Origin of the sequence: Streptomyces sp. NPDC017979 (genome assembly GCF_044328175.1) — a bacterium.
In the GTDB taxonomy this organism is placed as follows: Bacteria; Actinomycetota; Actinomycetes; order Streptomycetales; family Streptomycetaceae; genus Streptomyces.
Map to the genome: position 1 here is coordinate 37,002 of NZ_JBIRGU010000013.1, position 26,928 is coordinate 63,929.

The window sequence follows — 26,928 nt, forward strand, 5'->3', positions numbered from 1 at the left end:
GTGCGGTCAGGGCGTGTCCTCCGCGTACGTCCGGTGCTCCCAGTCCGTGACGGCGGCGCAGAACCGGGCCCACTCGTCCGCTTTGCAGGCGTGGTGGAGGGCGGCGACCTCCTCGGTCAGCCCGCCCCTGACCACGGCGTCCGCACCGAAGGCCGTCAGCGCCTCGCCCAAGGTCCCGGGCAGTGCGGGGAACCGGTCCCAGGACCCGTCGCCGGCGCCCTGCGGCGGGCCCGGGTCGATCCGGTTCTCCAGGCCGTCGCAGATGACGGCGAGCAGCACGGCGTGCGACAGATAGGGGTTGACCATGGCGTCCGGGAGCTTCAGCTCCAGCCGCCCGTTGGCGGACAGACGTACGGTGCAGGTCTTGTCGTCCATCCCCCAGTCGATCTTCTCGGGTGCGAAGAGTCCGGTGTCCCAAAATCGCTTGTAGGAGTTGACGGTGGACCCCATGACTGCCATGGCGCCGGCGGCGTGGGCGAGGATGCCGCCAAGGGCGTGCCGGCCTTCCTCGGAGAGGTGCAGTTCGCTGCGGCCCGGCTCGACCAGCACGTTCCGTTCGCCGCGCCAGAGGCTGATGTTGTGGTGACAGCCGTTGCCCATCACCCCGGTGGCGGGCTTGGGCATGAAGCTGGCCTTGACGCCGAGTTCACGGGCGACCTGACGGCAGATCTGCCGGAAGGTGATGAGCCGGTCGGCGGTCAGCTCGGCCCGGTCGTACATCCAGTTCAGTTCGAGCTGGCCGGGGTCCTCGTAGTCGCCCTCGATCATGTCGAGCCCGAGGGCCCTGCCGTAGGTCATCACCCGCTGGAAGATCGGCCGGTTGCGCTCCAGCATCTCCACCCGGTAGGCGGGGCTGGCGTCGGGGCGGTGGGCCGCCTCCAGGCCGGGCCCGGTCCAGGTCGTCTCGGGCTCGCAGCCGGAGCGGAGCACGAGGCCGGTGCGCGCGGTGAACTCCCGGTGCCGTCGGATGAGGTTGCCGCGCACGTCGGCTGCGTACGGCTGCCCGCCGCACTCGGGTCGGTGCGCGGGCTCGTACAGCCGGCAGTAGAACCGGCCGACGCTGGTGTCCCAGGGCAGTACGGCGAAGGTGTCGAGGTCGGGCAGGGCGGTGAACTCGGCCGCCCGGGCGCCCCCGCCCAGGAGGTTGCCGTTCCGGTCGGTCTGGATGTCGGCGACGACGGAGCGGTGCAACTGGACGCCCCGCTCCAGGTTCCGCAGCAGGTGCACGGCCGGCACCACCTTGCCGACGGCCCGGCCGCCGAGGGTCACCGACTGGTAGTAGACGTACTCCACTCCGGCGTCGGCGATCCGTTTGCGCACGGCGTCCACCGCGTCCTGGTCGGTGTTCAGCTCGCGGTGGCGATCGAGCGCGGTGGCGCTTGCGGGACGGTCGGCCATGGGGCACCTCACGGGTTCGTACGGCAGGGGCGGACGGTGGCGGGCCGCGGGCGGCGGGCCGGTCAGGAGCTGAAGGTGAGGGGGAGTCGTACGGGGCCCGTGTTGCCGGAGTCGGGCAGCCAGACGGCGCCTTCGGCGATCCGGGGGTCACGCAGCCGCCGGGCGAGCACCGGCAGCGCCTCGGCCATGTCGCTGCGGGCGACGAAGTGGCCGAGGCAGTGGTGGACCCCGCCGCCGAAGCCGTGGTGCGGCTGGCGCTCGGCGGTGAGGTCGAAGGAGTACGGGCCGTGGACGCGGGGGTCGGTCCCGGCGGATTCGCTCCACAGTTGGATGGTGGTCCCCGCCGGGATGTCCAGGTGCTGGAACGTGAAGTCCGCCAGCGCCTGTCGGGTGACCCAGCGAACGGTGGGGTTGACGCGCATCACCTCCTCGACCGCCCGCCCGCCCAGCTCCGGTCGCTCGGCGAGCAGGGCCCACTGGTCGGGGTGGCGGGTGAAGGACTGGAGGGCCAGCCCGAGTTGGTTGCGGGTGGTGTCGAAGCCCCCGAAGATCAGCAGCACCAGCCCGTCGCGCAGTTCGTCCCCGCTGAGCCGGTCGCTGTCCCGGCTGGCCCGGACCAACCGGGAGACGAAGTCGTCCCGTTCCTGGCGGCTCCGGTCGGCGATCACCTCGTCCGCGTAGGCGTGCAGCACGGCGAGCGCCCGCTCGATCCGGTCGAGGTCACGGCGCACGGTGACGCCCAGCGCGAGGCCCAGGACCGCGGACTCACGGGCGATGAAGGGCCACTCCGACTCCGGGAGCCCGAGCAGAACGGTGATGACCCGGGCCGCGTAGGGCTCGGCGAACTCCGAGACGAACTCGCACCGCCCGCTCCCGGCGAAGGCGTCGACCAACTCGACGGCCAGGGACCGGAACCCGGGCGCCATGGCGGCGGCCGCCCGCGCGGTGAACGCCGGGTTCATCAACCGCCGCAACCTGCGGTGCTCCTCGCCCTCCTGGTGGAGCACCCAACTCTGCCACCAGTCGGCGAGCGCCCCCTCGGTCACCCCGTTGTGAGCGGGCCAGGCCACGCTGCCCTGGCGGAGCAGGGGGTGCTGGAGCAGCGCCGCCACCTCCGCGTGCCGCAGCACCGCCAGCCCGTAGTTGGTCCGCGCGTACCAGGACCTCTCACGCGCCTCGTGCACCGCGTCCGAGGTGATCGAGAAGCCCGGATCGGTGACGTCGAAGAAGGGAACGGCTTCCGGCGGGGGTGTGCCCGTCATGGGGCCCTCCGGCTCTCGGGGCTGACGGTGGGAGCCACACATTCGAGAACCGGGGTGGCGGTGTCAAGCGCCGAAGACGAGTTCCCGCCGAGAAACGGCGGCGGGCGTCGGGCGGTTCAGCCGTGGAGCGTGACCTCGGGCAGCGGTCGACCGGCGGCGTCGAACAGCACGGCTCCGCAGTCGCAGCTCTCGTCGGCGAGCGTCTCGATCGTCGGCACCTGCCAGACCAGCAGCTGCGAGCAGCTCGGGCAGTCCAAGCTGACCAACGTCTCCTCGGGCTCGGCTCCCCAGGCCCGTACCGGTGCGTCCTCGTGCATCAGCCCGGCGGGCTCGTCCCCACCCGTCAGCGCGACCAGCACCTCGTAGGTGTCGGTGCCGGTGTCCCACACCATGAGCGTGCAGCCGAGACGCGCCACAACACCGGACAGATGGTCCAGGAGGCGGACCGGGAAGTCACCGCGGCCCGGCGTCGGCTCGCCCTCCGCCGCGCGGTAGAGGTCATCGGTGTCGACCCCCACCGGCTCCAGCCCGAAGGCCCGCACCCGTCCGGCCACGAACGCCGCGAGCTGCCCCGGGTCGTCCTCCCCGGTCCAGTCCATCCCGAACAACACGTTCTCGACGCGGACCCCTCGGGCCAGCTCACCGGGGGTCAGGACGAGTTCTTCCAGCTCTGTCACGCCGATCACGCTAGCAGCGCGGCCGGCAGGCCCAACGCCGGCGGTCGTCAACCCGCTACACCTGCCGACCCAGGAAGTTCAGCAACCTGGTCTGGGCATCCGCATCGGCGACCGGAGACACCTTGACGCCGAACGCCCCCGGCATTCGAATGTCCCCGTCCTCTGGCAGCAGAATCTCCGTCGCCACCGCCACCGCCTCGGGATCCAGCACCTCGTCCTGGCCTGTTGCCCGCGCCAGGTCCCATCCGTGAATCAAGGTATCGGCACACGCCATCCGTCTCACGAACTCCTCGAACGGAAGGCAACCGAACTCTTCTCCCAGGAGTGCCTGCGCCTTCACCGGGTCACGCAAGGCGGCCTTGATCTCCTCGGACGCCGCACTCCACGCCCGAGACAGGTCCTCATCCCGGCCGGGCGCGGAGTAGCCCGATCCGTCCAGCCCGGCGACGGCCCGCCGGTGGTTCGAGACCACGTGGGCGGCAACGTCCCGAGCCGTCCACCCCGGACATGGAGACGGATCCTCCCACCTGTCCTGCGGGCAATTGAGGATCAACTCCCCAAAGCGCTCCGCGATCCGTCCGTAGAGCTCCGGCACTGAAGACGCCACTGCACTCCTCATTTCTCTTTCACTTCAATCCATGTCACCGTGCCGGCAACCGACCGATGCGGGCCCGTGCGTGCCGTCCGGTGACAGGCCATCAGCGGTCCGGCGATCCGATTCCGCCCGGTGCTCGCCCGCCCCTCTCTTCGTCTGGTACCACCGGTACCGCCGAGCAGAGGACGATTCTGGGGATCTCCCCCGCCCCGGCGGCCACGGGGGCAGTATGGCGTGGTGGCCACTCCCGCTGACGGGCTCGCGCCGTTCTTCGTGCTGCGCCCGATCCTGCCGACCTACGCGCCGACGCGCGTACGCCGCACCGAACCTGAGTACAGCGTTACCGGATCTGTGTGGCAGAGACCCATGTCCTGCTTCCATGTGACATACGGCAACGACAAAGGATTGACCATTAGTGAGGCTTCCCTCTCAGCCAGCCCCTGCTCACGAATCGCCATCGGATTTGGCCCACAACTCGCACTCTTCCTCCGAAGCCACCCGACTGCTCTGCTGGGGCACCTACGTCGACCGTCCCTTCCGGCGCAACGTCGTGAAGACACTGGTCAAGCGTAGCGAGAGGTCGATGGCTCCGTCGGGCGGTGTCGACGTGGTCGCGGTGCTGGCACACGCGTCACGCGCCAGCAGACTTGAGTACCGGACGAGCCGTTGGATCGTCCTGCTCTGGGGGCTCTTCCTACTGACGGAGGCGAGGGGAAGAAGTTTTAGCTGGATGGCTGAGTGGAGCTTGTCCGAGGCTTACGGTCTGAGCCTCACGAAAGAGAGCCTCCACCTTCCCGGCATCGTGGAGATCTTTCTGGAGCCCGACTTCATTCCCACCGACCGACCCGTTTCCGAGCCCGGCTCCTATGTGTGGGTGCTGAACTACGCCGTCCTGAGTCTGCTTCTGTGGCTGGTAAACAGCATCTCCGGCCACGGCAGCGGAATGTACTCCAGGAAGTTCCTGACGTTCACGGACCGAGGCAAGGCCGTCAGGCAACTCATTGGACCCGTGGGCTTGCTGCTTCTCTACTGGTCGGCGGCGCTCATCGCCGTGTGGAACAACTCCGCGCAGTGGGCGGCGGTGGTCTTCCCGCTGCTGCTGTCCATCCCGGTGTGGGCGCATCGCCGCGCTGTCGAGAGGGTGGCATGCGACGAGCTCGGCGACACGGTCTTCGCAACTCGGCCCAGGCAGGAGATCGGCGGGCCCGCATGGCTGCGGAGGATCGGTCGGGTCATCGACCGGGAACAGCGTTCCAGGATCGTCCTGTACGACCCGGACCAGCCGTTCGCCGGTCTGGGTCAGGCCGTGGATCCTTGGTCGATGGTGATCCGCCTCGATCCCGAGCCGGGCGCCGCCCCCTCGCCCCTCGACGCAGCCGAGGTCCTGGACAGCATGAAGGACAAGCTGCACGGTCTCGCGCGGAGCCCGGTGTCGACGGCGAGCCGGGACCGCCTCCGGGCCATGGAAGTCGATGAAGTGGTCTATCTGCCGGCGGGGCCGCCGAGGGAGGAAGTTGATCACGGGGAGGCCGCGGTCGCCGGGCATCTGAACGGATCGATCGGGGAGGGAAGCGAGGCGAGGCGGCATTTCCTGCGGATCCAGGTGGGCGCACCGGAGCTCCAGACCGTCTCCGTCCTGGTGAGGGTGCACACGCTGGGTGAAACGCTGACGGTGGAATTCGTCCCCCATGTACTGGGCGCGCTGAAGCCGCACTTCAGCCTCGTCGACGACCTGGTCGGACAGGGCCGCTCGCTCCCTGCGGTGTCGGTGGCCCGAGCCCTTCTGGTCTCTCCGGCGGCGGGAGTACCAGCGGTTCTCTCCGTCCTGGGTACGGCGAACCGCGCGATCACGGCGATCAGACTGCGCAGGGCGAGCGGGAACACGCTGGCAACGCTCCCGTCCAACGGAGCCGTGACGTCAGTGCGCGAAATCGCCGCAGCGCAGAAGAGCTCGCTGCTTGAGGACATGGATGCCAACCGCTACCTCAAGACGCTTCAGGACCGTGTCGCCGCAGGGATACTCCAGACCATGAGGGCGAAGGGTTACCGCACGGGGGAGTTGGAGCAGCAGGTCGTCCAAGTGAGTCAGGGCGGCATCTACATCACGTCCATGCAGGGCGGTGCGGTGGCATCCGGGGCGGGGGCCAGCGCCCGGGGCGCCCGCGCCATGGGTGTCGGCGGCCGGTCCTCCCGTGCGCGGCAGCGGATGACGAGGACCTTGGGCCCCCGCCAGTGACCGACCTCAGGGGACAGTTGGCCGCACGACCGGAACATAGACAGAAATGAGATCGCCATGAGCGGGGAGACGAGCAGGCAGGAAGAAACGGATGGCGGCGGCCGAGGCCCCGACACCGGAACGGCCGCAGTGGGCGAGGAACCACCGGGAGGCATCGTCATCGGTGAACTCGCGGGAGGAGCCGTGGCGGCAGGGAAGCAGGCGACGGCCGAGGACTCCAGCAGGTCACTCGGCACACGAGGTGCCGACACTCCGCCTCCCGCGCCAGTGGCGCCGCTTCCCGGTGGCATCGCCATCGGCCGGATGACCGGTGGTGCGGCGGCCTCGGGACCCGGCGCGCAAGCCACCGACCGGTCGGAGCAGTTCGTCGAGGCAACGCCCCAACTGATCGAGGCACTGGCGCTGTTGCGCGGCGAAACGGGCGAACTACGGGAGGAAGCCACCGAGGCGGAACGAGAGATCGAGGCCAGCGGCGGGGTGGAGCAAGGGCGGCTGCGGAGGATCGTTGCGCTCGCAGGCGTCACCGCCACGGCTGTGGCCGGTCAGACAGCGGCTGGGGTGGCTGCCGAGACGATCATGGGAATGCTGACATGACCGAGTGGGAGGTGGAGGAGCAGCGGTGGGACCCCTCCCAGGCTTGGGAGAACTACCGCGCCCGCGCCGGTGCACTGGAGCGGAGACTGCGCGCAGCGGCCATCGCGCTGGCAGTGGCACTCCTGGGAACAGTGGCCATCGGAACCGTGCTGCTCGTTCCGCGATAGCTCTCCAGGAGTGGAGCATTTCAAGGACGCGTTCCTCGCACCGGATACGGGCCGGGGGGAAGTCGTACGACATCGTGCCGATGGCCTCCATCCTGCACGTCCTCGCGTCGTCTCCCTCCTCCGGTGTGCTCGTCCTCCTGCGCTGGGAGGCCCCTGACGGCGGTTCCTACCCCCGGTACGACTTAAGGAGCCGCCGTAACTGACCAGGTCCAGCCGGGGGTAGTCGGCCGGGCAAGACGGCCCGGCCGAACGCGCGGACGCTCCTCACTGCGGTCTCGCGCTCAACCGGGACGCGTCAGACCCACCGTGGGGCGCACACCACAGCACGCCCTCCCACCAATTGAGGATCAACTCCCCAAAGCGCTCCGCGATCCGCCCGTAGAGCTGCGGCGCTGAAGACGCCACTGCACTCCTCCTTCTGACTTCAACCCATTTCACCGTGCCGGCCGCCTTCAGTAATGGTCAGGCTGGCGACGCGGTCGTCCGCACGGGGCCTCACCGAAGGCGCGGGGGCCGCGCGCGGAGAGCGTGAAGGAGCCGCCCGGTGCACGCGCGGCCGGGACCCGGTGCGTGTCGGGCCCCGGGGCGCGTGCCGCAGACCGTCCGGCACACGGTGCCCCTCCTGCTGGGTTGTGTCTCATGCCGACTGAAAGCAGTCGCGTGTGGGGAAGAGAGTCCGGTCTACTCGTTCGTTCGGTGCGTCACCGCTGTGGAGAGGAGCGTCCGTGAGGTCTGGGGACCGTGGCGAGGCGGCTGGTGGAGGGCCGTGGGAAGTACCGGACTTCTGGGGTCTGTTCCCGAGCCGGATCAGTCCGCTGGCCGGGGAGGTCGAATCCGGCACCCGGGGCTGGCTCGACGGCTGGCGGCTGGTGGAGGAGGGGCCGGGTGAGCGGCTGAAGGCCAGCAAGGTGGGGCGGTTGGTGGCACTGGCCTATCCGGACGCCCAGGCGGACCTGCTGCGGTGGTCCGCCGACCTGTTCGCCTGGCTCACCGCCTTCGACGACGTCCACGTGGAGGCGCCCCGGGTCACGACCGCGGAACTCGCCCCCCACATAGCCTCCTTCGTCGGAGTCCTGGAGACCGGCACCGCTCCCGGGACCGCGCCGACCCACTTCCCCGCCGCTCTGGCCGAACTCCTGGCCCGGGCACGGGAGTTGTTGACACCGCTTCAGGATGAACGGGTGCGGGCCCGGCTCGACAAGGTGTTCGTCGCGATGCTGTGGGAGACCACCACGCGGGAGCGGACCGTCAGCACGGCGGAGTACGAGACGATGCGTCCGCACACCTTCTTCAGTGCGGTCGGCGCCACTCTGGTCGAGCCGTGCGCGGGGCTAGACCTGTCCCCCGCCGCCCGCGCCGACCCCGAAGTCCGGCGACTGACCCAGGCCCTGGCCACCTTGTGGGGCCGGACGAACGACCTGTACTCGTTCGCGTACGAGCAGCGGGCGCTCGGTTCCGTACCGCGGACCCTGCCCTGGCTGATCGCTCGTGAACGCGGGCTGCCGCTGGACGCGGCCTTCGCGGAGGCGGGCCGGTGGTGCGCGGAGGAGGCCGTCCTCGCGCACCGGCTCATCGGGCAGTTGTCCTCCTCGCCCCGGGAGGGCGTGTCGGAGTACGCCCGGGCGATTGCGCACGCCATCGGGGGAACGCGACGGCTGTACGAGGTGAGCGACCGCTGGCGGAAGGAGTAGCCCCGGCCCGTTCCGGGGTCAGTCCGCGGGCCCGAGCGGGACGGGCACCGGGGCGGGCAGTCGGCGATCCAGCCGGTGCAGGGTGGACAGGACTTCCGCCCGGACGATGGCACCCGGCGCGAAGACCGTCTTGTCGTGCCAGAGCGCGGGCGGCGGACCGTCGTCGTCCGCGCGGGACGTCAGGTGGGCGTGGGCGCGCCTGAGCGCTTCCGTCGGGGGCTCCGGAGCGTCCAGCAGGATCTGGGCGGCGTACGCCGTCTCCTCTGCGGTGCCGCCCCAGATCCCCCACGAGCCGTCCGCCCGCTGGGTCTCCCGCACCCAGCGGGCGGCGCTGCGCAGGGCATCCGCAGCCTCGGGACCACCGTGTCGGGAGAGTGCGGCCGTGACCTTCGCGGTGGCGTAGAAGGGGGAGGCGTGCCACTTGTCGCTCCAGTGGCCGTCGCCGTGCTGCCGCTCCAGCAGCCAACGGCCAAGGGGGGCACTCGTGTTCCGGTGATCGGTGGCGGAATCGGGGCGGTGGCGCGCCCAGGTGCCGAGGGCCAGGAGGACGTGGGCGTTGGTGGAGACGGATCCGGTGTCCTCGCCGAGGTAGCAGGCGAAGTGGTCGCCGGTCCGGAAGGGTGCGAGGACCTCGGGCCCGTAGGGGACGCCGAGTGCCGCGGCGAGGTGGAGGGTGACGGCGGTGTCGTCGGCGTCCGGCTCGAAGCCGGGTACACCGGGTACGCCGCCGGGGGCCGCGAGGGCGCTCACCCAGCGGCGCGCCAGGGGCTCACGACCGGCCAGCAGTCCGGCCCGGTGGAGAGCGGTCAGCACCCACAGCCGTTCGAAGACGGTGATCCGCGCGGTCTCCGGGAACAGGCCGCCGTAGCGCGCGGCGGTGCTCCGCAGCAGGAGGTCGAGGTCCGGGGCGCCGGGGGCTGCGGTCGCAGCGGTGAGCCAGGCGGCGGTCGCGGCCGACGAACTGCCCAACAGGTGGTCCGGGCAGGCGGGCACCAGGCCGGGCGGGCAGGTGGGAGCCAGGGCCTCGAAGCAGTGGTGGAGTTTGACGGGCAGTCGGGGGAAGCGGGCGAGGCGTTCGGCGAGCCGGTGCCGCGGCAGGGCGGGCAGCCCGTGGACGGCGGTCAGTCGGCGGCCGTGCAGCACGGGGGCCAGGGCCGGGTGCACGGCCTCCGGCTCCATGGCGTCGAGGCGGTCGTTGACCTCGGTGATCAGTCCGGGTACGAGGAGTTCGACGGCCGCGGTGTCCGGCAGCGGGTCGTGCTGCGGCAGCCCGTACAGCGCGTTGACGCCGGCCGCGACCGCGTCGGCGAGCCTCCCGGCCGGCCGGGAACGGCCGGTCGTCTGATGACCGGCTTCCCGTTGCCGGTCGAGTTGGGCGAGGAGGGCTGCGACCGCCGCGAGCGTCGGCAGCACCTGGTACGCCGACGGCCCGTCGCCCCACAGGCCGCCCGCCTGCTGCTGGTCGAGCAGCCAGGTGACGCGCCGGTCCCGCCCGGGTAGGTGCGGCGCCCAGGCGTGGACGCGGGCGGTCTCGTACACGGTCGGGCTGGTGCGGCCCCAGGGGTCGCCGTCCACCGAGGCCAGCAGACGGGCGGCGGCGGAGACCGCCTCGCGCGGTGCCGGAGGCGGAAGGGCGCCGGCGTCGACGGGCATGGGGGACCCACCTTTCGGGGAGGGGTGAAGGGAAGGAGCGGGGAGGGCTTGAGCTAGCGGGAACCGTCCGGGGCGGAGGCCGGGGCCTTGGGGGCCGGGGTCACCGTGGCCGCCAGCCGCGTCGGATTGAGGGTCAGCGCGGGCAGGTGGGGTCGCTTCGGGGCGTCCGGTGCCGTGCGGACGTCCCAGCGCGCCGTGATCGTGGCCAGCATCAACACCCCCTCGATCAGCGCGTACTCATCCCCGATGCACTTGCGCGCACCGCCGCCGAAGACGCCGTCGGGGACCTTGGTGCCCACCGTCCCGGGCGCCCATCGCTCCGGTGCGAAGCGCTCCGGACCCTCGTACCGGGCGGGCAGGCGACCCAGCAGATAGGCGCTGTAGACGATCGTGCTGCCGCGCGGGACGGCGTGGTCCCCCAGCCGGGCGTCGTCGGTCGTGGTGAGCCGGGTGATCAACCAGCCCGGTGGGTTGAGCCGTAGCGCTTCCAGAAGGGTCTGCCGGGTGTACGGCAGGTGTGGCAGGTCCTCCCAGGTCGCGGCGCGGTGACCGAGGACGGATCGGCACTCGTCGGCCAGCCGCCGACCGACCTGCGGGTGCTGGGCCGCGAGGTGGAGCGCCCAGCACACGACGCCCGCGGTGGTCTCGGTGCCGGCCACGTACATGGTGATGGCCTGGTCGACGAGTTCCTCGTCGGTCATGGGATGGTCTCCGGTGCCCGCCCCGTGTTCGCTGACCAGTGTCGTGAAGAGGCTGTCACCGCCCCCGTCGCCGGCGCGCACACCTCGGATGAGCTCGGCCATCATCGCTCGCGCCCGGCGCCTGGCGCGCTGGTAGCGCAGGTTCGCCGGGGTGGGCAGGGCGCTCAGGGCGTCGGGCAGGACGGCCCGCCGCAGTCCCCCTCTCAGGATCGTTTCGAGGTCGCGGGCCAGTGAATCGCGGGCCTCGGGGGCGAAGGCCGTACCGAACAGGGTGGCGAGCAGGACACTGCTCGCCGTGGAGCGGGTCTCGTGGCTGAGGTCCACCTCCGGTCCGTCCCAGCCGCCAACGGCCTCGTCGATCACCTCCGTCATCATCCGGGCGTAGCCGGGAAGCCGGGAGTGGTGGAAGGCGGGCTGGATCGTCCGGCGCTGACGGCGGTGGTCCCGGCTCGGGCAGGACGCGAGTCCGTTGCCGGCGGCCTCGCGCATCCGGTCGTAGACCGGTCCGCCCTTGTCGTAGACCCGGTCGCGCCGGAGCATCTCCTGTGTCAGGTCGGGGTCGCAGACGACAAGGACCCGCTTCCGCCCGAACCGGACCTCCACCAGGTCCCCGTGCGCGGACAGGCCCTGGAGGAATGCCAGCGGCGACTTGAGGAACCCTCCGGTGTGACCGATCAGGGGCAGGGCGCCCGGGACCCGGGCGATGGTGCCACCGGTCATCGCCCACCACCACGGCCGGTGGAGGTACGAGGGAGGGCGCTGCGGTTCCGGGTGGCGCGGCCGGGCCGGGTGGCCGGCGGGGAAGCAGGAGCCGAGTGGTCGGGTAAGCGGGTGGATGAAGAGGTCATGAGGCGTCTCCGATCTCGGGGCCGTGCCGTTGTCCCACGGGTACTCCCGCAGGATCGTTTCGTCTAGCGCCCTACGTTGGACCGCAGCGGTTTCGGGTCCGTCACGGCGCCTTGGGGCCTGCTCACTTGTTCGTTCTACTCGGCAGGGACGGCCTCGACCGCTTCGTCGTCGTCCAGCAGGCCGGCCACGACGTCCCGGGCCGCCTCGGCGAGGCGACTGCCCTGGCCTGCGCTGAACCAACTCCGCCCCAACCCGAGGTCGATGCCCAGCCCCTCCCACGAGGCGGTGACGAAGGCGATCGGGAACGGACCCGGGGGCTGGCTGAAGAGCCGCAGGGACCCGGCCGTGACGCCCGACGGCAGCTCCAGTGCGAGCGGGCGGTGCGCCGCGTTCGTCACCGCGAGGCTGATGGGTGCGGTCGTGAAGTGGGCCGCCGCCTGTTCGGCCGCGATGAGTTCCAACTCCAGGTCCCCGGCGTCGACCGACCGGCGCAGTCGGGACCGGAACTCCGGTGCGACCTCCAGCGGGTCGTCGTCCGGGGCGACTTCGACGGCCGTGTACGCGATGGACGCCGCCTGCACCAGCCGGCCGGGCGGGACCGCGGGCGTCACCCGCCTGCGCAGGTCCACCGCCGACATGCAGTTGAGGGGCAGCGCCCCGCGCTCCGGGGCGATCTGCCTGCGCACCGCGACGAGCAGGGACGCGGACAGCAGGGCGTGCACGGAACCCCCGCACCGCTGCGCCAGTTCCCGCAGTCGCAGCGTCCCGGACGGCGTGACCGCAACCCGGCTCAGGTGCGAGCCGGTCCCGACCGCCTCCCGCGCCGGTATGACGGCGGGGACGACCGAGGCGGCGAACTCGGCCCTACGGGCGAGGAAGGCGTCGATCTCCTCCCCGTCGCGCCGGTCACCCAACAACTGCTCGATCGGTGCGGGGAGCCCGCCCTGGGTCTCCGTCGCCTCCGGATCCCGGCCGGTGACCAGCGCCGTGTACGTCCCCCACAGGGCGCGCATCAGCTCCAGGACGCTGACGCCGTCGCTCACCGCGTGGTGCACGGCCACGACGACCGTGTGCGCACCGTCCGTGCGGGGCAGCACGGTGACCCGCAGCAGCGGTTCACCGGGGGCGAACCCCCTGATCGCCTCGTCGAAGTCCCCGCCGGTCACCACCGGTACGTCCCCGGGAGCCGGCGCCTCCAGCCGGAAACCGAGCCCGCTCTCCTCGGCCACGACCGTGGCCGAAAGCACCGGCTGGTGTCTGCACAGCCGGTCCACAGCCGTTCGGAGGACCGAGGTCTCAAGTGGGCCGTCGATCGTCACGGCGACCACGACCTGCTGCTCCAGCGCCGCGAGCACGGACTCGCTCACGGACAACAGTCGGTGGGCCAGTTCGGGATTCGGCACGGGGCACCTCCAGGTCGTGGTGGAACACGTTCGGGGCGGCCTGCCCGCGGCGGGCGTGCTGAGGCTCATCGGGTGGCGCACGAGCGGCGGGCCGGGGCGGGTGCCCGGGCGACGGGGTGCGTGTTCGCGGCATCCCGTTTCTTGATCAGGTGCCGCAGGAGGCTGCCCTGGGCGGGCACGGGTAAACCCACTGCCGTGGACGGGGCCGGGCTGCCGGGTTCCGTGGCGGGGCCGATGGGCAACGCTCCGGGCGGTCCCGGATGCGGGCCCGCACGGCCCCGGAAGACCGTATTGACCCGCACATATCAAGAATGCGATCGTCGCTCCCGGCACACCTGGCGATCACGGCCAAACCACCGCGCGCCTGACCTCTTCCAGGGAAACGAGCGATATGTCTGATGTGTCGATGCACAGCGGGACTGCAGCGGGCACACCACCATGCTCCGGGCTCCCTGCCGAGTACCGCGCGGCCGTTGAAGCCCACCTCGCTGCGTTCCTGGACGCCAAGGAGCGTTCCGGCACCGCCGGGGGGCCGGTTCCGGAGGACGTGCCCGCGCTGCTGCGGGAGTTCATCGGCGCCGGGGGGAAGCGGATCCGTCCGCTGTTGTGCATCGCCGGCTGGCAGGCCGGCGGCGGAACGGGACTGCCGGGTGAGGTGGTGGGCACGGCGGCGGCGCTGGAGATGTTCCACGCGTTCGCGCTGATCCACGACGACATCATGGACGGCTCCGTGACCAGGCGCGGCCGCACGACGGTGCACCAGATGCTCGCCGACCGGCTCGGTGCCGCCCTCGACCCCGACCAGGCCGAACAACTGGGGGTGAGCGCAGCGATCCTCGTCGGTGACCTCGCCCTGACCTGGTCGGACGAACTGCTGTACACCGACCTGACCCCCCATCGGCTGGCCGCGGTACTGCCGCTGGTCATGGCGATGCGCGCGGAAACGGTCCACGGCCAGTACCTGGACATCACCTCCGCCCGCCGGCCCAGCACGGACGCCTCACTCGCGCTGCGGATCGCGCGCTACAAGACCGCCGCGTACACCGTGGAACGACCCCTGCACATCGGGGCCGCGCTCGCCGGCGCGCAACCGGAACTCCTGGCAGGACTCAGCGCCTACGCGCTGCCGGCGGGCGAGGCGTTCCAACTGGCCGACGACCTCCTGGGAGTGTTCGGCGATCCGCAGACAACCGGCAAGCCCAACCTCGACGACCTCCGCGGCGGCAAGCACACCGTCCTCGTGGCCCTCGCCCGGGAACACGCCACACCCGAGCAGCGGGACACCCTGGACGCCCTGCTCGGCAGACCGGGCCTCGGCCCGCAGGACGCGACCCGACTGCGCCGCATCCTCGTCGCCACCGGGGCCCGGGCGGAGGTCGAACACCTGATCACCGAACGGCGCAACCGGGCCCTCACCGCGCTCAACGCCCTGGCACTGCCCACCCCGCTCGCCGATGCACTGTCCCGCCTCACCCTCGGGAGCGCCGCACACCCGGCATGACACGGCCGACGGACCGGGCCATCGCACAGGGCGAACGAACCGGCCCCCTCCCCTACGGAACGAGAGGAAGGGGCGCGGCACGCTGATGGACACCTGGGCCGTGAACGTCCCCGCGTCGGGAACCGGGCGGGCGTCAGTCATGCGACTCCGCCGTGTGCGCACCTAACCTCGGTACGCCTCCAGCAACCGCCGTAAAGGACACACCGTATCGATGGAACGGCGTGCCGTCGCCCGGGTGGCGATGCGGCGGGAACGGCCACAGGCCCACTTCTTCCGAGGAGAGCTTCCCCTGGCCGCGTTGACCGGACATGGCCCGATGTGGGCTCCCGGTTCGACGGCCGCCCCAGGCCGTAAGCCGGAAGAGCCCACCCGCCCTCAGGAGGCGCAGACGGTGTTCCGCGCGGGCAGAGTGCCGTCCAGCAGGTAGTCGTTGACGGTCCGCTTGACGCAGTCGTTGGGGTAGTAGAGATAGACCGCGTGGCTGCGGGCGGGAACCGTCACCAGCTTGGAGCCGCGCATCGCCCGGTGCATCCGGAGCCCCGACTCGTAGGTGGTGCGGGTGTCGCCCGTCGCCTGTATCTGGAGCGCGGGCACCTTGTTGTTGATCTTCGTGGGCTGCTCGCGCGGCTTCTCCTTCCAGAAGGCGCAGGGCAGCGGCACGTTCGTCACCGGGCCGAAGACGGGCTGCGACGTCCGGGACCGCTCGACCGCCTTCCAGTAGTACTCGGGATCGCGCGGCATGACGGCGTCGGCGCAGAGCACCCCGAGTTGGGCGGCGTAGTCAGCCGCCCGCCCCGTTCCACGGGCGTCGAACATCATGTCCAGGAACTGCTTGAGGGCCGGGGGCACGGTGATCGGCTTCCCCGCGGCGGCGTCCAGCAGGACGCGCAGCGCTCGCGCGACATCGGCGTTCCCGGTGTCGTCGGTGATGAGGCTGAAGAGGACGAGGGGCAGATCGTGCTGGGTGACGCGGTGGGCGCCGACGCGGATCGGCTCGGTCCCGGCACTGCGGATCAGGCCCTCGACTGTGGCACGCACCGTAGCGGCGGTGGTGCCCAGACCGTACTCCCGGTCGCGCGGGGCGGCCCAGCGGGCGAAGTCGTCGAGTGCCTCCTCGTTGGCGGGCCCCATCTTCTGCACCATCTCGAAGCTGTGGTAGTCGGCGGGTCCGGGGGCACTGTCGAGGACGAGGCGGTCGATCCGGTGGGGGAACATCTGGGCGTAGACCGCGCCCAGAACCGTGCCGTAGGACTGGCCGAACCAGGAGGTCTTGCGCTCGCCGAGCGCGCTGCGGACGACATCCACGTCCCGGGCGATGTTGCGGGTCGAGAGATGGGGCAGCACATCGGGGTACTTGTCCCAGCACTTACGGGCGTCTTCGCGGGACTGCCGCACGGACTCGTCGAATCCGGCCCGGTCCGGGCCCGGCGCACGCAGCCACATCCCGCGGGTCAGCCCGCAGTCCACCGGGGTGCTCTCGCCCAGCCCCCGGGTGTCCATCCCGATCACGTCGTACGCCGCGGCCACCTCGGGCGTCATCTTCGCCTTGATCTCGGCGGGCAGGGACAGTCCCCGCCCGCCGGGGCCACCGGGGTTGCTCTGGAGGATGCCGCGTCGCTTCTTCGGGTCCGTCGCTTTGATGCGCGATATCGCGACGGTGAGGGTGCGGCCGTCCGGCTTGCCGTAGTCGAGGGGAACCGTGATGCGTGCGCATTCGGTTCCGCTCGCGGCGAGCGCGGGATCGTCGCACTCTGCCCAGTTGACGGTCTGCTTCCGGAATCGTTCGAGGCCGTCCGCGGCAGTGGAGGGGGAGGCGACCGCGGTGTGCCCCGCGGTCGTCATCACCGTGGCGAGCGTGAGCGCGAAGGCGGTTGCTGACATGGTCTTCTTCACGACTCATACGCTAGAAGCGCAGTGATCCACTTTCCATGGTGCCAACACCACACTCGTTCCGGGAGCTGACTCCACCACAGCGGCCCGGAACCGCGGCGACGCACTTCACCCGATCCGGTGCGGACCGCCCTGACGAACCGGCTGCCCGGACCGGGCGCGCTGTTCCCTCAGGAGCTCGAAGCGGCTATTCGAACCGGAGGGTGTCACCCGCTCCCCTGCGCACGATCTCCGGCTCACCGCTGGAGAAGTCGATGACCGTGGTCGGCTCCGTGCCGCAGTCACCCGAATCGACCACGGCGTCGACGACATGGTCGAGCCGTTCCTTGATCTCCCAGCCCTGGGTCAGCGGCTCCTTCTCGTCGGGCAGCAGGAGAGTGCTGGAGAGCAGGGGCTCACCGAGTTCGGCGAGGAGGGCCTGGGCGACAGTGTGATCAGGGATGCGGACGCCGACCGTCTTCTTCTTCGGGTGCAGCAGCTGTCGCGGCACCTCCTTCGTCGCGGGCAGGATGAAGGTGTAACTGCCCGGCGTAGCCGCCTTGATCGCGCGGAACACGTCGTTGTCGATGTGCACGAGCTGGCCCAGCTGGGCGAAGTCCCCGCACACAAGGGTGAAGTGGTGTCGCTCATCGAGATCCCGGATCGCTCGAATGCGCCCGATTCCGTCGCGACTGCCCAGCTGGCAGCCCAGCGCGTAGCAGGAGTCCGTCGGGTACGCGACAAGCGCGCCGGAACGGATGCTGTCGGCCACGCCCGCGATGGTGCGTCGCTGGGGGTTCTGGGGGTGCACGTCGAAGTACTTTGCCATCCGGGGAGTTTAGTGGTGCCGGGTGAGCCGGTCCTGACACTCCGAGTGCCCGGTGGTTCCCGGGCCTGCGCGAGGGCGGGGGCGTGCCGTGGTACGTGACGGGACTTGCGCCCCCGGCCCGCACCGACGATGTCCCTGGCTCCCTGTGCCGACACGAGTGTCCGGCCCACCCCGAGTCTGAGCACCCCCACCGCGATCACCTCACCGACGTGCAAGGAGTTGGGGTTCAACCACGACGATCCGCACGCGGGGTGGGCCAAGAGGTCATTCTTGTGCCGTTCAGGAACGGTACGGACCACGGTTGCCCTGCGCTGCTGGGCCCTGGTGCGCGGGGTGGTGACCGGACGGGTAGTTTGCTCGGATGAGTCTTCTCGATGATGTGGCCGAGCGCGACGGCTGGCGATGCTGGGTGTGCGACGAACCAGTCGACCCCGACAAGTCGGTGAACGACCCGCTGGGGCCCAGCGTTGACAGCCGGACCGCCGACCGGAAGGCCAAGGTCACCGAGCGGCTCGCGCACCGCGGGTGCAACTCCCGCAAGGGCGCGGTCAAGGTGGTCATCGACTGGCCGGACCGCCTGTACGTGGTCGAACCCGCGCCGCTGATCGCCGTTGCCGCGAGGCTGGAGCGCAAGGGGGGCCGCGAGACGGTGGGCCGTTGCCCGACCAGGCAGGACGCCCAGGAAGCAGCGGATTGGCTGGTGGACCGCTTCGCCCGACTGGTACCGGGGCTGCCCGTGACCGCCGACGTCGCGGCGGGCGGCGGCCAGTTCCTCGTCGTCCTGGCCACCGGCCGCCGCTGACCGAGGATCGCCGCCACACACCCACGCCGAGCTGAAGCGCCGGCCGAACCGGGCCGTCCTGGCTTGAGCGGACCCGCCGGGTACGGTTCCGCTCTTGCCGACGCCAGTCAGTGGTGCTGTCGGTCCAGCACCAGTTCTGACGTGGCCGCTTGAGAGTACTGCTGGACGGATCCGGGACCGGCTCTGGCGCTACCCCTGCCGGTACGCCTCCAGCAGCCGCAACCAGATCTCGCTGATCGTCGGGTACGACGGAACCGCGTGCCACAGCCGGTCGATCGGGACCTCGCCGACGACCGCGATCGTGGCCGAGTGGAGGAGTTCGCCGACGCCGGGGCCGACGAAGGTGACGCCCAGGAGGACCTCGCGGTCCAGGTCGACCACCATGCGGGCGCGGCCGCGGTAGCCGTCGGCGTAGAGGCCGGCGCCGGCGACGGAGGTGAGGTCCTGGTCGACGGCGCGGACGCGGTGGCCGGCTGCCTGTGCTTCGGCGAGGGAGAGGCCGACGGCGCCCACCTCCGGGTCGGTGAAGACGACTTGGGGGGCGCCGGCGGTGTCCGCCGTTGCCGCGTGGGCGCCCCAGCGGTCCGTTTCCAGGAGGGGGACGCCCTGGGAGCGGGCGACGATGGCGGCGCCGGCGATGCGGGCCTGGTACTTGCCCTGGTGGGTGAGGAGCGCCCGGTGGTTGACGTCGCCGACGGCGTACAGCCACTCGCTGCCCTCGACGCGGCAACTGTCGTCGACGGTGAGCCAGCGGCCCGACTCCAGACCTACGGTGTCCAGGCCGATGTCGTCGGTCCGCGGTGCCCGGCCGGTGGCGAAGAGGACTTCGTCGGCCTCGATCCGGTCGCCGTCGCCGAGGACCAGGGTGACCGGGCCGGTGCCGCCGTCCCGCACCACCGCGGAGACGTCGGTGTTCAGCCGCACGTCGACGCCGGCTTCGGCGAGGGCGTCCGCGACGTGTTCGCCGACGAAGGGCTCCATCCGCGGCAGCAGTCCGTCGCCGCGCACGAGCAGGGTGACGCGGGAGCCGAGGGCCCGCCACGCGGTGGCCATCTCGACGCCGACGACCCCGCCGCCGACGACCGCCAGGCGGTCGGGCACCGCGTGCGCGCTGGTGGCTTCGCGGCTGGTCCACGCCTTCGCTCCGGCGAGACCCGGCAGGTCCGGCAGGAGGGCGCGGCTGCCGGTGCACACGGCGACGGCGTGCCGGGCCTTCAGGACGTGGTGCTCGCCCTCGGGGCCTTCGACGACGACCGTACGGGGGCCGTGCAGCTTGCCCCGTCCTCGGTAGAAGCGGGCGCCGGTGGAGTCGAGCCAGGCCACTTGGCCGTCGTCCTTCCAGTGGGAGGCGTACTCGTCGCGGTGGGCCAGCACGGCGTCCGCGTCCAGCGGGCCCTGGACGGCCTGGCGCACTCCCGGCACCCGGCGCGCGTCCGCGCGGGTGATCACGGGGCGCAGCAACGCCTTGCTCGGCATGCAGGCCCAGTACGAGCACTCGCCCCCGACGAGTTCGCCCTCCACCACGGCCGTGCTCAGACCGCCGGCCCGGACCCGGTCCGCCACGTTCTCACCGGTGGGGCCGGCACCCAGCACCACGACGTCGTACTCCACTGCTTCCGTCATAGGGCCAGTCTGGTCCCCGGGGTGCGCCTTGGCCACATGACGTACCCGTGGTCACTACGGTCACATGCCACGACGATCCTTGGGCAGGGACAGGAATAGCCCGGGCCGGCGGGTCGTTGTCGCGGGTCCGGGCACCGGGTCGATCAGACGGCCCGGACCGGGGTTACGCACCGGGCAGCCACCGAGGAAAGGAAGCAGGTCATGAGCACCGTCGAGCTCACCAAGGAGAACTTCGACCAGGTCGTGTCGGAGAACGACTTCGTCCTGATCGACTTCTGGGCTTCCTGGTGCGGCCCGTGCCGTCAGTTCGCCCCCGTGTACGAGGGCGCCGCCGAGCGCCACCCCGACCTGGTCTTCGGCAAGGTCGACACGGAGGCCCAGCAGGAGCTCGCGGCGACGTTCGAGATCCGGTCCATCCCGACGTTGATGATCGTCCGTGACCGGATCGCCGTGTTCGCCCAGCCTGGGGCGCTCCCGGAGGCCGCGTTGGAAGACGTGATCGGTCAGGCGCGGGCGCTGGACATGGACCAGGTCCGCCAGTCCGTCAAGGAGGCCGAGGCGACGCAGGGGAACGGCCAGGAGCCGTCCCAGGGCTGACGCCGGGGCCGCGCCGGAGCGCCGGGGCCGTGGCGGTCTTGCCACGGCCCCGGCGCCCGGCGGCTGGGGTCGCCCTTCGGCCCCGCCATCGATCGGCCGGCTTCATCGATCGGCCGGCTCCGCCACGCGTGCGGTGAGCCCGTAGTCCAGCTCGAAGCCGTCGACGAGGAGCGCTTCGACGGTGCGGGTGTCGGGGTCGATGTCGGCGACCATGCCCTGGCCCTCGTAGCGGGGGTAGCCGGAGGCGCCCCACTCGCCCGTCGCCTCGACGACGGCGGAGCGGATCACGTCCTGTGTCGTCGGTGCGTCCTCGTGGCCCACCACGTGCTCGGGCAGGACCAGGATCTCAAAGCGCTGCGGATGTGCCCTCCGCGATTGTGTGCTCATATGAGCGACGCTAGAGGTGGTCGGGCCGCTCCGCACGCCCACCCGCCCCGGCCCGTGGTTCAGCTCGACTCCCGGTGCACCGCCCGCACCCCCATCAGGTCGTACGCCTCCGTCACGTCGGCCACCTCCGCCAGGTCGACCACGTCGTGCGGCGCCCGCACCACGCGGTCGACGAGTTCGGCCAGCCGGCGCCCGGTGACCAGGTCGATGTGGACGGTGCTCAGCCGGGGCCGCTGGAGCCGTCCGAGCAGCAGGTCGTCGGCGCCGATGACCGCCGTTTCGGTCGGTATGGCGATGCCCTCGTCCTTCAGTGCCCGCATCAGCAGCACCGCGTAGTCGTCGTTGTAGGTGAAGACGGCGTCGAGGCCGAGTCCGCGCCAGCGCGCGGCGAGTTCGGCCGCGGGCTCCTCCGCGTACGTCAGCGGCAGCGCTTCGATGCGCGCGCCGGCGGTCGCGGCGGCCCGGCGCGCCCCTTCCATCCGCAGTTCGGCGCTGGGCCCGAGGCCGGGCTCCTGCGGCACGACGACCCCGATGGCCCGTCGGCCCCGCTCCACCAGGTGCGCGACGGCGCGCACCCCCACCTCGGTCTGGTCCATGACGAGGCAGTGGGCGCCCAGCACGGGGCGCGACCCCAGCGTGATCACTGCCTTGGCCCCGGAGCGTTTGAGCACGTCGACGCCGTGCGGGGTCAGACCGGCCTCGCCGAGCGAGACGACCGCGACGGGCCGCAGCTCCGCCCAGGCCCGCGCCGCCTCGTCGCCGTCGAGGCCGAGGCTGCCGTACTGCACCACGGTGTAGTCGAGTCGGCGCAGCGCCCACTGGAGTTCGGCGAGGAACTGTTCGTAGAGGGGTCCGGCCGGGAAGGACGCCGTGGGCAGCAGCACCATGCGGGTGTGGCCGGCCCGCAGGCTGCGGGCCGCCGCATGGGGGACGTACCCCAACTCCTCCGCGGCCTCCCGCACGCGTCGGCGGGTCGGTTCGCTGATGCGGACCGAGGCCGTGTTGTTGAGGACGTACGAGACGGTGGCCCGGGAAACCCCCGCTAACCGGGCGACGTCGGCACTGGTGGGAACGGAACGCTCCGCGGATTGTTTGGGTGTCTGACTCATCGCCCCAGGCATCTTTCCAGACCGGTCCCGGGTGCCGACGCCCGGATGGCCAGATTCGACGCTCCACCAACTGCCTTGCGGGCAGCGGTCGTTCCCGCTTCGAGACGCTACGTGGACGCTGCGCCAGAGGTGGCGTGCGCAAGGCCCGACGGCGATCTTGCGGGTGGGCCCAGGTGCGCGGGCGGAGCGGGCCCCAGTGCCGGGGGCCGCCGGCCGTCCGGGGTGAGTTGGTCGTGGGTTTCAACGACTTTCCGGGACTGCCCGTCGCTCCCCCGGCGCCGTGCTCGCCCCCGGATCCGCCAACGCTGACCTGCGGCGACACGGCCCCGGGCGGTGGGGCGCGCATCGGGGGCCCGGGGCGGGCGGAGCCGCAACCTCTGCCGGCGGCTGCTCCGGCGCCCTTGTGCGCCGGCGCGAACGTGGCCTTAGGTTGGCAGGGTGCCTGCGAAAGCGGGGCGCCTTCGAACGAGGAGTCGAGCATGCGACCTCCCGACACCGGCGACCTGAGCCGGCCACTGGCGGAAGCGGAAGCGCGGGACCTCCTCCGCGGCATCTGCTTCAAGACCGGCCCGCCCAAGGCCGTGGGCGTGGAACTGGAATGGCTCGTCCAAGAACAGCACGACCCCCGCCGCCGCGTTCCCGTCGAGCGGCTGACGGCGGCCCACGACCGGGTCCGCGCCCTGCCGCTGGCCTCGGCCCTCACCTTCGAACCCGGCGGGCAACTGGAGCTCAGCTCGGCGCCCGCCGCCTCCCTGACGGAGTGCATCGACTCCGTCGCGGCCGATCTGGCCGCTGTACGCGCCGCACTGGGCCCGGACGGACTCGTCCTCGCCGGCATCGGCATCGACCCCTGGCACCCGCCGCGCAGGCTGCTGCGAGAACCCCGCTATGACGCCATGGAGGCGTACCTCGACCGCACCGGGGCCTCGGGGCGTTCCATGATGTGCTCCTCCGCCTCGATCCAGGTGTGCTTGGACGCGGGCGAGGAGGAGCCCGGGCCGCTCGGCCACGGCCGGCGCTGGCAGCTTGCGCACCTGCTGGGCGCCGTCCTGACGGCCGCGTTCGCCAATTCGCCCCTGCGGGAGGGCCGGAACACCGGCTGGTGCTCCACCCGGCAGGCGATCTGGGCGGAGTTGGACGCCGTGCGCCCCCTCGCACCGCCCCTGCACCGGGAGCCCCGGGCCGCCTGGAGCGATCACGTGCTGGACGCCCCGGTGATGGTGGTGCGCACCCCGAACGGCCCCTGGGAGCTGCCGCAGCACCTGTCGTTCCGCCAGTGGATACGCACCGGCGCACCGCACCCGCCGACCCGGCAGGACCTCGACTACCACCTGACCACCCTGTTCCCACCCGTACGGCCGCGCGGCCACCTCGAACTGCGGATGATCGACGCCCAACCGGGTGAGGACGGCTGGATCGTGCCGCTCGCGGTCACCGCGGCCCTCTTCGACGACCCGGAGGCGGCGGAGACGGTCTACCGGGCGGTGAAGCCGCTGGCGGAGCGGGCGGGGCCGGGGCCGGCGCCGCGCAATCCGCTGTGGCTGGAGGCAGCGCGCAGCGGACTTGCGGACCCGGAGCTCCGCGCGGTGGCGTCGGTCTGCTTCCGGGCGGCGCTGGAGGCGCTGCCGAGGAGGGGTGCGTCGGCCGCGGTGTGCGAGTTGGTCGCCGCCTTCGCCGAGCGGCACGTCCACCGCGGTCGATGTCCCGCCGACGACCTGCGGTTGCCCGCCCCGCAGACCCTCACGGCCCGTGCCACGCCCCATCGGAAGGAGTCCGGCTCATGACGACCGACCGCACGACGCACCGAAGCGCCGACCCCGCTCCGGGGGCCGAGCCCGACGAGCTGCGCCGAAGGGCCCTGGACGCCCTGGTGCGGGCCCGCAGCCGCACGGCGCTGCTCACCGACGCCGTGGACGACGACGACCTCGTCGCCCAGCACTCCCCTCTGATGTCACCGCTGGTCTGGGACCTGGCGCACATCGGCAACCAGGAAGAGCAGTGGCTGTTGCGCACCGTCGGCAAGCGCGAGGCGCTGCGGCCGGACATCGACTCCGTGTACGACGCCTTCGAGCATCCGCGGGCCGCCCGGCCCTCGCTGCCGCTGCTGCCGCCCGCCGAGGCCCGCGGATACGCCGCCGACGTGCGCGACCGGGTGTTGGACGTCCTGGCCGCGACCCCGCTGGAGGGCGCGGGTCGACTCGCCGAAGCGTCCTTCGCCTTCGGGATGATCGCCCAGCACGAGCAGCAGCACGACGAGACCATGCTCATCACCCACCAGTTGCGCACGGGCCCGGCGGCGCTGACCGCGCCCGCGCCGCCCGCGCGCGACGCCGACGCCCTGCCGTCACAGGTCCTGGTCCCCGGCGGGCCGTTCACCATGGGCACCTCCACCGAGCCGTGGGCGCTGGACAACGAGCGGCCCGCACACCAGCGCGTCGTCGCCCCCTTCCACCTGGACGTGACCCCGGTGACCTGCGGCGCCTACCTCGCCTTCGTCGAGGACGGCGGCTACCGCTCCCCCCGCTGGTGGGCGCCCGAGGGCTACGAGCAGATCCAGCGCCACCACATCGCGGCGCCGCTGTTCTGGCGGCGCGAGGGCGGGCAGTGGCTGCGCCGCAGGTTCGGCGTGCTGGAGCCGGTGCCGCTGGACGAGCCGGTGCTGCACGTCAGCTGGTACGAGGCGGACGCGTACGCCCGCTGGGCCGGGCGGCGGCTGCCGACCGAGGCCGAGTGGGAGAAGGCGGCGCGGCACGACCCGGCGACGGGCCGCTCGCGCCGCTTCCCCTGGGGCGACGCCGACCCGACGCCCGACCGCGCCAACCTGGGGCAGCGGCACCTGCGGCCGGCCCCCGCCGGCGCGTACCCCGCCGGTGCGTCACCGCTGGGCGTGCGGCAGCTCGTCGGTGACGTGTGGGAGTGGACGGCGAGCGACTTCCTGCCGCACCCCGGGTTCGCCGCGTTCCCCTACCGGGAGTACTCGGAGGTGTTCTTCGGGCCGGCGCACAAGGTGCTGCGCGGCGGGTCCTTCGCGGTGGACGCGGTGGCCTGCCGGGGCACCTTCCGCAACTGGGACCTGCCGGTGCGCCGGCAGATCTTCGCCGGCTTCCGCACCGCCCGGGACGCCTGATGTGCCGCCACGTCGCCCACCTCGGGCCGCCGCTGGCGCTGCGCGACGTGCTGACCGTGCCGCCGCACTCGCTGCTGCGCCAGTCGTGGGCGCCGCGCCACCAGCGGCACGGCACGGTGAACGCCGACGGGTTCGGCGTCGGCTGGTACGCCGACGGGGACCCGACGCCCGCGCGCTACCGGCGCCCGGGCCCCGTCTGGGCCGACCTCTCCTTCGCCGACCTGGTGCGGGTGGTGCGCAGCGGGACGTTCCTGGCCGCGGTCCGGGACGCCACCGAGCCGGGCGCGGACGGTGAGGCGGCCGCGGCGCCCTTCACCGCGGGTCCGTGGCTGTTCAGCCACAACGGCGCGGTGCCGGGCTGGCCGCGGTCGCTGGCCCCGCTGGCGGCGACGCTGCCCGCCGTGGAACTGCTCGACCTCCAGGCGCGCTGCGACGCGGCCCTGCTGTGGGCGCTGGTGCTGCGGCGGCTGCGCGACGGCGACCCGCCCGGCGAGGCGCTGGCGGAGACCGTACGGGCCGTCGCGGAGGCGGCGCCCGGCTCCCGGCTGAACTTCCTGCTGACCGACGGCCGGTCGATCGCCGCGACGGCCTGGGGCGACACGCTGTGGTACCTGACCGGACCGGACGGGCGCACCACCGTGGCCTCGGAGCCGTACGACGACGATCCGCGCTGGCGCGAGGCGCCCGACCGCACCCTGCTGACGGCGACCCGCACCGACGTCCTCCTGACCCCCCTCAAGGAGCCCTGCACGTGAGTCCGTTCGAGCTGACCCGCACCCTTCCCGAGGACGCCACCGGTGCCGCCCTGCGCGCCGACGTGCTCCACGGTCTGACCGCCACGCCCAAGACGCTGCCGCCGAAGTGGTTCTACGACGCACGCGGCAGCGAGCTGTTCGAGGAGATCACCCGGCTGCCGGAGTACTACCCGACCCGCGCCGAGCGGGAGATCCTGCGCGACCGGGCGGCCGACGTCGCCGCGGCCACCGGGGCGCGCACCCTGGTGGAGCTGGGCTCCGGCTCGTCGGACAAGACGCGCCACCTGCTGGACGCCCTCACCGGGCTGCACAGCTACGTGCCCGTCGACGTGAGCGAGAGCGCCCTGCGGGGCGCGGCCGACGCGCTTCTCGCGGAGCGGCCCCGTCTCCACGTGCACGCGCTGGTGGCCGACTTCACCGCACGGTTGGCGCTGCCGAAGACGCCCGGGCCGAGGGTGGTGGCGTTCCTCGGCGGCACGATCGGCAATCTGCTGCCGGCGGAGCGCGCCGTCTTCCTGCGCGCTGTGCGGGCCATGCTCGACCCAGGTGACGCGTTCGTGCTCGGGACGGACCTGGTCAAGGACGAGTCCGTGTTGGTGCGGGCGTACGACGACGCGGCGGGGGTGACGGCCGAGTTCAACAAGAACGTGCTGGCGGTGCTCGCCCGTGAGCTGGGGGCGGACGTCGACCCGGCCGACTTCGACCACGTGGCGCTGTGGGACCGGCGCGCGGAGTGGATCGAAATGCGGCTGCGGGCCCGCTCCGCGCTCACGGTGAAGATCCCCGAGCTGGGTCTCGCGGTGCCGTTCGAGGAGGGCGAGGAGTTGCGTACGGAGGTGTCGGCGAAGTTCCGTCGGGAGGGGGTGCGGGCGGAGTTGGCGGCAGCCGGGTTGACGTTGGCGCACTGGTGGACCGATGCGGAGGGCCGGTTCGCGCTCTCCCTGGCGACGGTCGCCGGCTGACGGCGCGACGACGGCGCGCCGCGCGCCCATCGCGGTGTGATGGGTCGGTGCCCCGGGGCCGGGGCGAGGAAGTGCCGCAGACGGCCGTGGAGGAGAGCCGGCAGCTCGCCCCGGCCGCCGCGGGCGCGCGGGGCGTGCCGC

The 26,928-nt window shown here is 72.0% G+C and carries 22 protein-coding genes and 1 pseudogene; 11 read left to right on the forward strand and 12 right to left on the reverse strand.

Annotated features, from left to right (window positions below):
* Window positions 1–6: 6 nt before the first annotated feature.
* The 4 genes from ACH4E8_RS27755 to ACH4E8_RS27770 form a co-directional block, all read right to left on the reverse strand.
* Window positions 7–1,398, reverse strand: coding sequence for a glutamine synthetase family protein (locus tag ACH4E8_RS27755; RefSeq protein WP_398453088.1), 1,392 nt, complete (start codon window positions 1,396–1,398; stop codon window positions 7–9).
* Between the two features lie 62 nt (window positions 1,399–1,460).
* The gene (locus ACH4E8_RS27760; RefSeq protein ID WP_398453091.1) at window positions 1,461–2,660 is read right to left on the reverse strand and encodes a cytochrome P450; all 1,200 of its coding nucleotides are present in this window, start codon (window positions 2,658–2,660) and stop codon (window positions 1,461–1,463) included.
* A 116-nt stretch (window positions 2,661–2,776) separates the two neighbouring features.
* Complete coding sequence (locus ACH4E8_RS27765) at window positions 2,777–3,337, reverse strand: hypothetical protein (RefSeq protein ID WP_398453094.1); 561 nt, start codon at window positions 3,335–3,337, stop codon at window positions 2,777–2,779.
* Between the two features lie 55 nt (window positions 3,338–3,392).
* Window positions 3,393–3,956 carry a TIGR03086 family metal-binding protein gene (locus tag ACH4E8_RS27770; RefSeq protein ID WP_398453095.1) on the reverse strand — a complete coding sequence of 188 codons (564 nt, stop codon included), beginning with the start codon at window positions 3,954–3,956 and terminating at the stop codon, window positions 3,393–3,395.
* 706 nt (window positions 3,957–4,662) lie between these two features.
* Between ACH4E8_RS27770 and ACH4E8_RS27775 the strand changes: the two genes are divergently transcribed.
* The 4 genes from ACH4E8_RS27775 (at window position 4,663) to ACH4E8_RS27790 (ending at window position 8,620) form a co-directional block, all read left to right on the forward strand.
* Window positions 4,663–6,168: a hypothetical protein gene (locus ACH4E8_RS27775; protein ID WP_398453097.1), complete on the forward strand. Its 1,506-nt coding sequence runs from the start codon at window positions 4,663–4,665 to the stop codon at window positions 6,166–6,168.
* 57 nt (window positions 6,169–6,225) lie between these two features.
* Window positions 6,226–6,762 (forward strand): hypothetical protein, encoded by a 537-nt coding sequence (locus ACH4E8_RS27780; protein WP_398453100.1) that lies wholly within the window; start codon window positions 6,226–6,228, stop codon window positions 6,760–6,762.
* Entirely contained in the window at window positions 6,759–6,929 is a 171-nt protein-coding gene (locus ACH4E8_RS27785) for a hypothetical protein (RefSeq protein ID WP_398453102.1), read from the forward strand. The genes ACH4E8_RS27780 and ACH4E8_RS27785 overlap by 4 nt, the downstream gene beginning before the upstream one ends.
* Window positions 6,930–7,591: 662 nt before the next feature.
* Window positions 7,592–8,620 (forward strand): terpene synthase, encoded by a 1,029-nt coding sequence (locus ACH4E8_RS27790; protein ID WP_398453105.1) that lies wholly within the window; start codon window positions 7,592–7,594, stop codon window positions 8,618–8,620.
* A gap of 18 nt (window positions 8,621–8,638) precedes the next feature.
* Here ACH4E8_RS27790 and ACH4E8_RS27795 read toward each other — a convergent pair whose 3' ends face one another.
* The 3 genes from ACH4E8_RS27795 to ACH4E8_RS27805 all read right to left on the reverse strand — a co-directional run bounded on the left by ACH4E8_RS27795 (window position 8,639) and on the right by ACH4E8_RS27805 (window position 13,226).
* A complete protein-coding gene (locus ACH4E8_RS27795; RefSeq protein WP_398453108.1) occupies window positions 8,639–10,273 on the reverse strand; it encodes a prenyltransferase/squalene oxidase repeat-containing protein in 1,635 nt (544 codons plus the stop codon).
* Window positions 10,274–10,326: 53 nt separating this feature from the next.
* Window positions 10,327–11,694 carry a cytochrome P450 gene (locus ACH4E8_RS27800; RefSeq protein ID WP_398453111.1) on the reverse strand — a complete coding sequence of 456 codons (1,368 nt, stop codon included), beginning with the start codon at window positions 11,692–11,694 and terminating at the stop codon, window positions 10,327–10,329.
* A gap of 263 nt (window positions 11,695–11,957) precedes the next feature.
* Window positions 11,958–13,226 carry a condensation domain-containing protein gene (locus ACH4E8_RS27805; RefSeq protein ID WP_398453114.1) on the reverse strand — a complete coding sequence of 423 codons (1,269 nt, stop codon included), beginning with the start codon at window positions 13,224–13,226 and terminating at the stop codon, window positions 11,958–11,960.
* Window positions 13,227–13,632: 406 nt separating this feature from the next.
* Here ACH4E8_RS27805 and ACH4E8_RS27810 point away from each other — a divergent pair, with 406 nt between their 5' ends.
* On the forward strand, window positions 13,633–14,727 hold the full coding sequence (locus tag ACH4E8_RS27810) for a polyprenyl synthetase family protein (protein WP_398453117.1): 1,095 nt from the start codon (window positions 13,633–13,635) through the stop codon (window positions 14,725–14,727).
* A 375-nt stretch (window positions 14,728–15,102) separates the two neighbouring features.
* Here the strand turns inward: ACH4E8_RS27810 and ACH4E8_RS27815 are convergent, their stop codons facing one another.
* Together ACH4E8_RS27815 and ACH4E8_RS27820 are read right to left on the reverse strand one after the other, a co-directional pair.
* Window positions 15,103–16,620, reverse strand: a complete 1,518-nt coding sequence (locus tag ACH4E8_RS27815; protein WP_398453120.1) for an alpha/beta hydrolase — start codon at window positions 16,618–16,620, stop codon at window positions 15,103–15,105.
* A 184-nt stretch (window positions 16,621–16,804) separates the two neighbouring features.
* The gene (locus tag ACH4E8_RS27820) at window positions 16,805–17,425 is read right to left on the reverse strand and encodes an L-threonylcarbamoyladenylate synthase (protein WP_398453123.1); all 621 of its coding nucleotides are present in this window, start codon (window positions 17,423–17,425) and stop codon (window positions 16,805–16,807) included.
* Window positions 17,426–17,786: 361 nt separating this feature from the next.
* Here ACH4E8_RS27820 and ACH4E8_RS27825 point away from each other — a divergent pair, with 361 nt between their 5' ends.
* The gene (locus tag ACH4E8_RS27825) at window positions 17,787–18,227 is read left to right on the forward strand and encodes a hypothetical protein (protein WP_398453125.1); all 441 of its coding nucleotides are present in this window, start codon (window positions 17,787–17,789) and stop codon (window positions 18,225–18,227) included.
* A 189-nt stretch (window positions 18,228–18,416) separates the two neighbouring features.
* Here ACH4E8_RS27825 and ACH4E8_RS27830 read toward each other — a convergent pair whose 3' ends face one another.
* A complete protein-coding gene (locus ACH4E8_RS27830) occupies window positions 18,417–19,850 on the reverse strand; it encodes a dihydrolipoyl dehydrogenase family protein (protein WP_398453128.1) in 1,434 nt (477 codons plus the stop codon).
* Between the two features lie 189 nt (window positions 19,851–20,039).
* On the opposite strand from ACH4E8_RS27830, the pseudogene trxA reads away from it, so the two are divergent.
* Window positions 20,040–20,447: pseudogene (trxA, locus tag ACH4E8_RS27835) on the forward strand (thioredoxin); the annotation flags it as partial.
* Between the two features lie 102 nt (window positions 20,448–20,549).
* On the opposite strand, the gene ACH4E8_RS27840 reads toward trxA, so the two are convergent.
* Window positions 20,550–20,834 carry a hypothetical protein gene (locus ACH4E8_RS27840; RefSeq protein ID WP_398453130.1) on the reverse strand — a complete coding sequence of 95 codons (285 nt, stop codon included), beginning with the start codon at window positions 20,832–20,834 and terminating at the stop codon, window positions 20,550–20,552.
* Between the two features lie 59 nt (window positions 20,835–20,893).
* Window positions 20,894–21,943, reverse strand: a complete 1,050-nt coding sequence (locus ACH4E8_RS27845) for a LacI family DNA-binding transcriptional regulator (protein WP_398453132.1) — start codon at window positions 21,941–21,943, stop codon at window positions 20,894–20,896.
* A 479-nt stretch (window positions 21,944–22,422) separates the two neighbouring features.
* Between ACH4E8_RS27845 and egtA the strand changes: the two genes are divergently transcribed.
* Genes egtA through egtD form a run of 4 tightly spaced genes read left to right on the forward strand, consistent with a single transcriptional unit; the run spans window position 22,423 to window position 26,787 of the window.
* Window positions 22,423–23,727, forward strand: a complete 1,305-nt coding sequence (egtA, locus tag ACH4E8_RS27850) for an ergothioneine biosynthesis glutamate--cysteine ligase EgtA (RefSeq protein WP_398453135.1) — start codon at window positions 22,423–22,425, stop codon at window positions 23,725–23,727.
* Complete coding sequence (egtB, locus tag ACH4E8_RS27855; RefSeq protein ID WP_398453138.1) at window positions 23,724–25,070, forward strand: ergothioneine biosynthesis protein EgtB; 1,347 nt, start codon at window positions 23,724–23,726, stop codon at window positions 25,068–25,070. The genes egtA and egtB overlap by 4 nt, the downstream gene beginning before the upstream one ends.
* Window positions 25,070–25,825: an ergothioneine biosynthesis protein EgtC gene (gene egtC, locus ACH4E8_RS27860; protein WP_398453140.1), complete on the forward strand. Its 756-nt coding sequence runs from the start codon at window positions 25,070–25,072 to the stop codon at window positions 25,823–25,825. The genes egtB and egtC overlap by 1 nt, the downstream gene beginning before the upstream one ends.
* Complete coding sequence (gene egtD, locus ACH4E8_RS27865) at window positions 25,822–26,787, forward strand: L-histidine N(alpha)-methyltransferase (RefSeq protein ID WP_398453142.1); 966 nt, start codon at window positions 25,822–25,824, stop codon at window positions 26,785–26,787. The genes egtC and egtD overlap by 4 nt, the downstream gene beginning before the upstream one ends.
* Window positions 26,788–26,928: the final 141 nt, after the last annotated feature.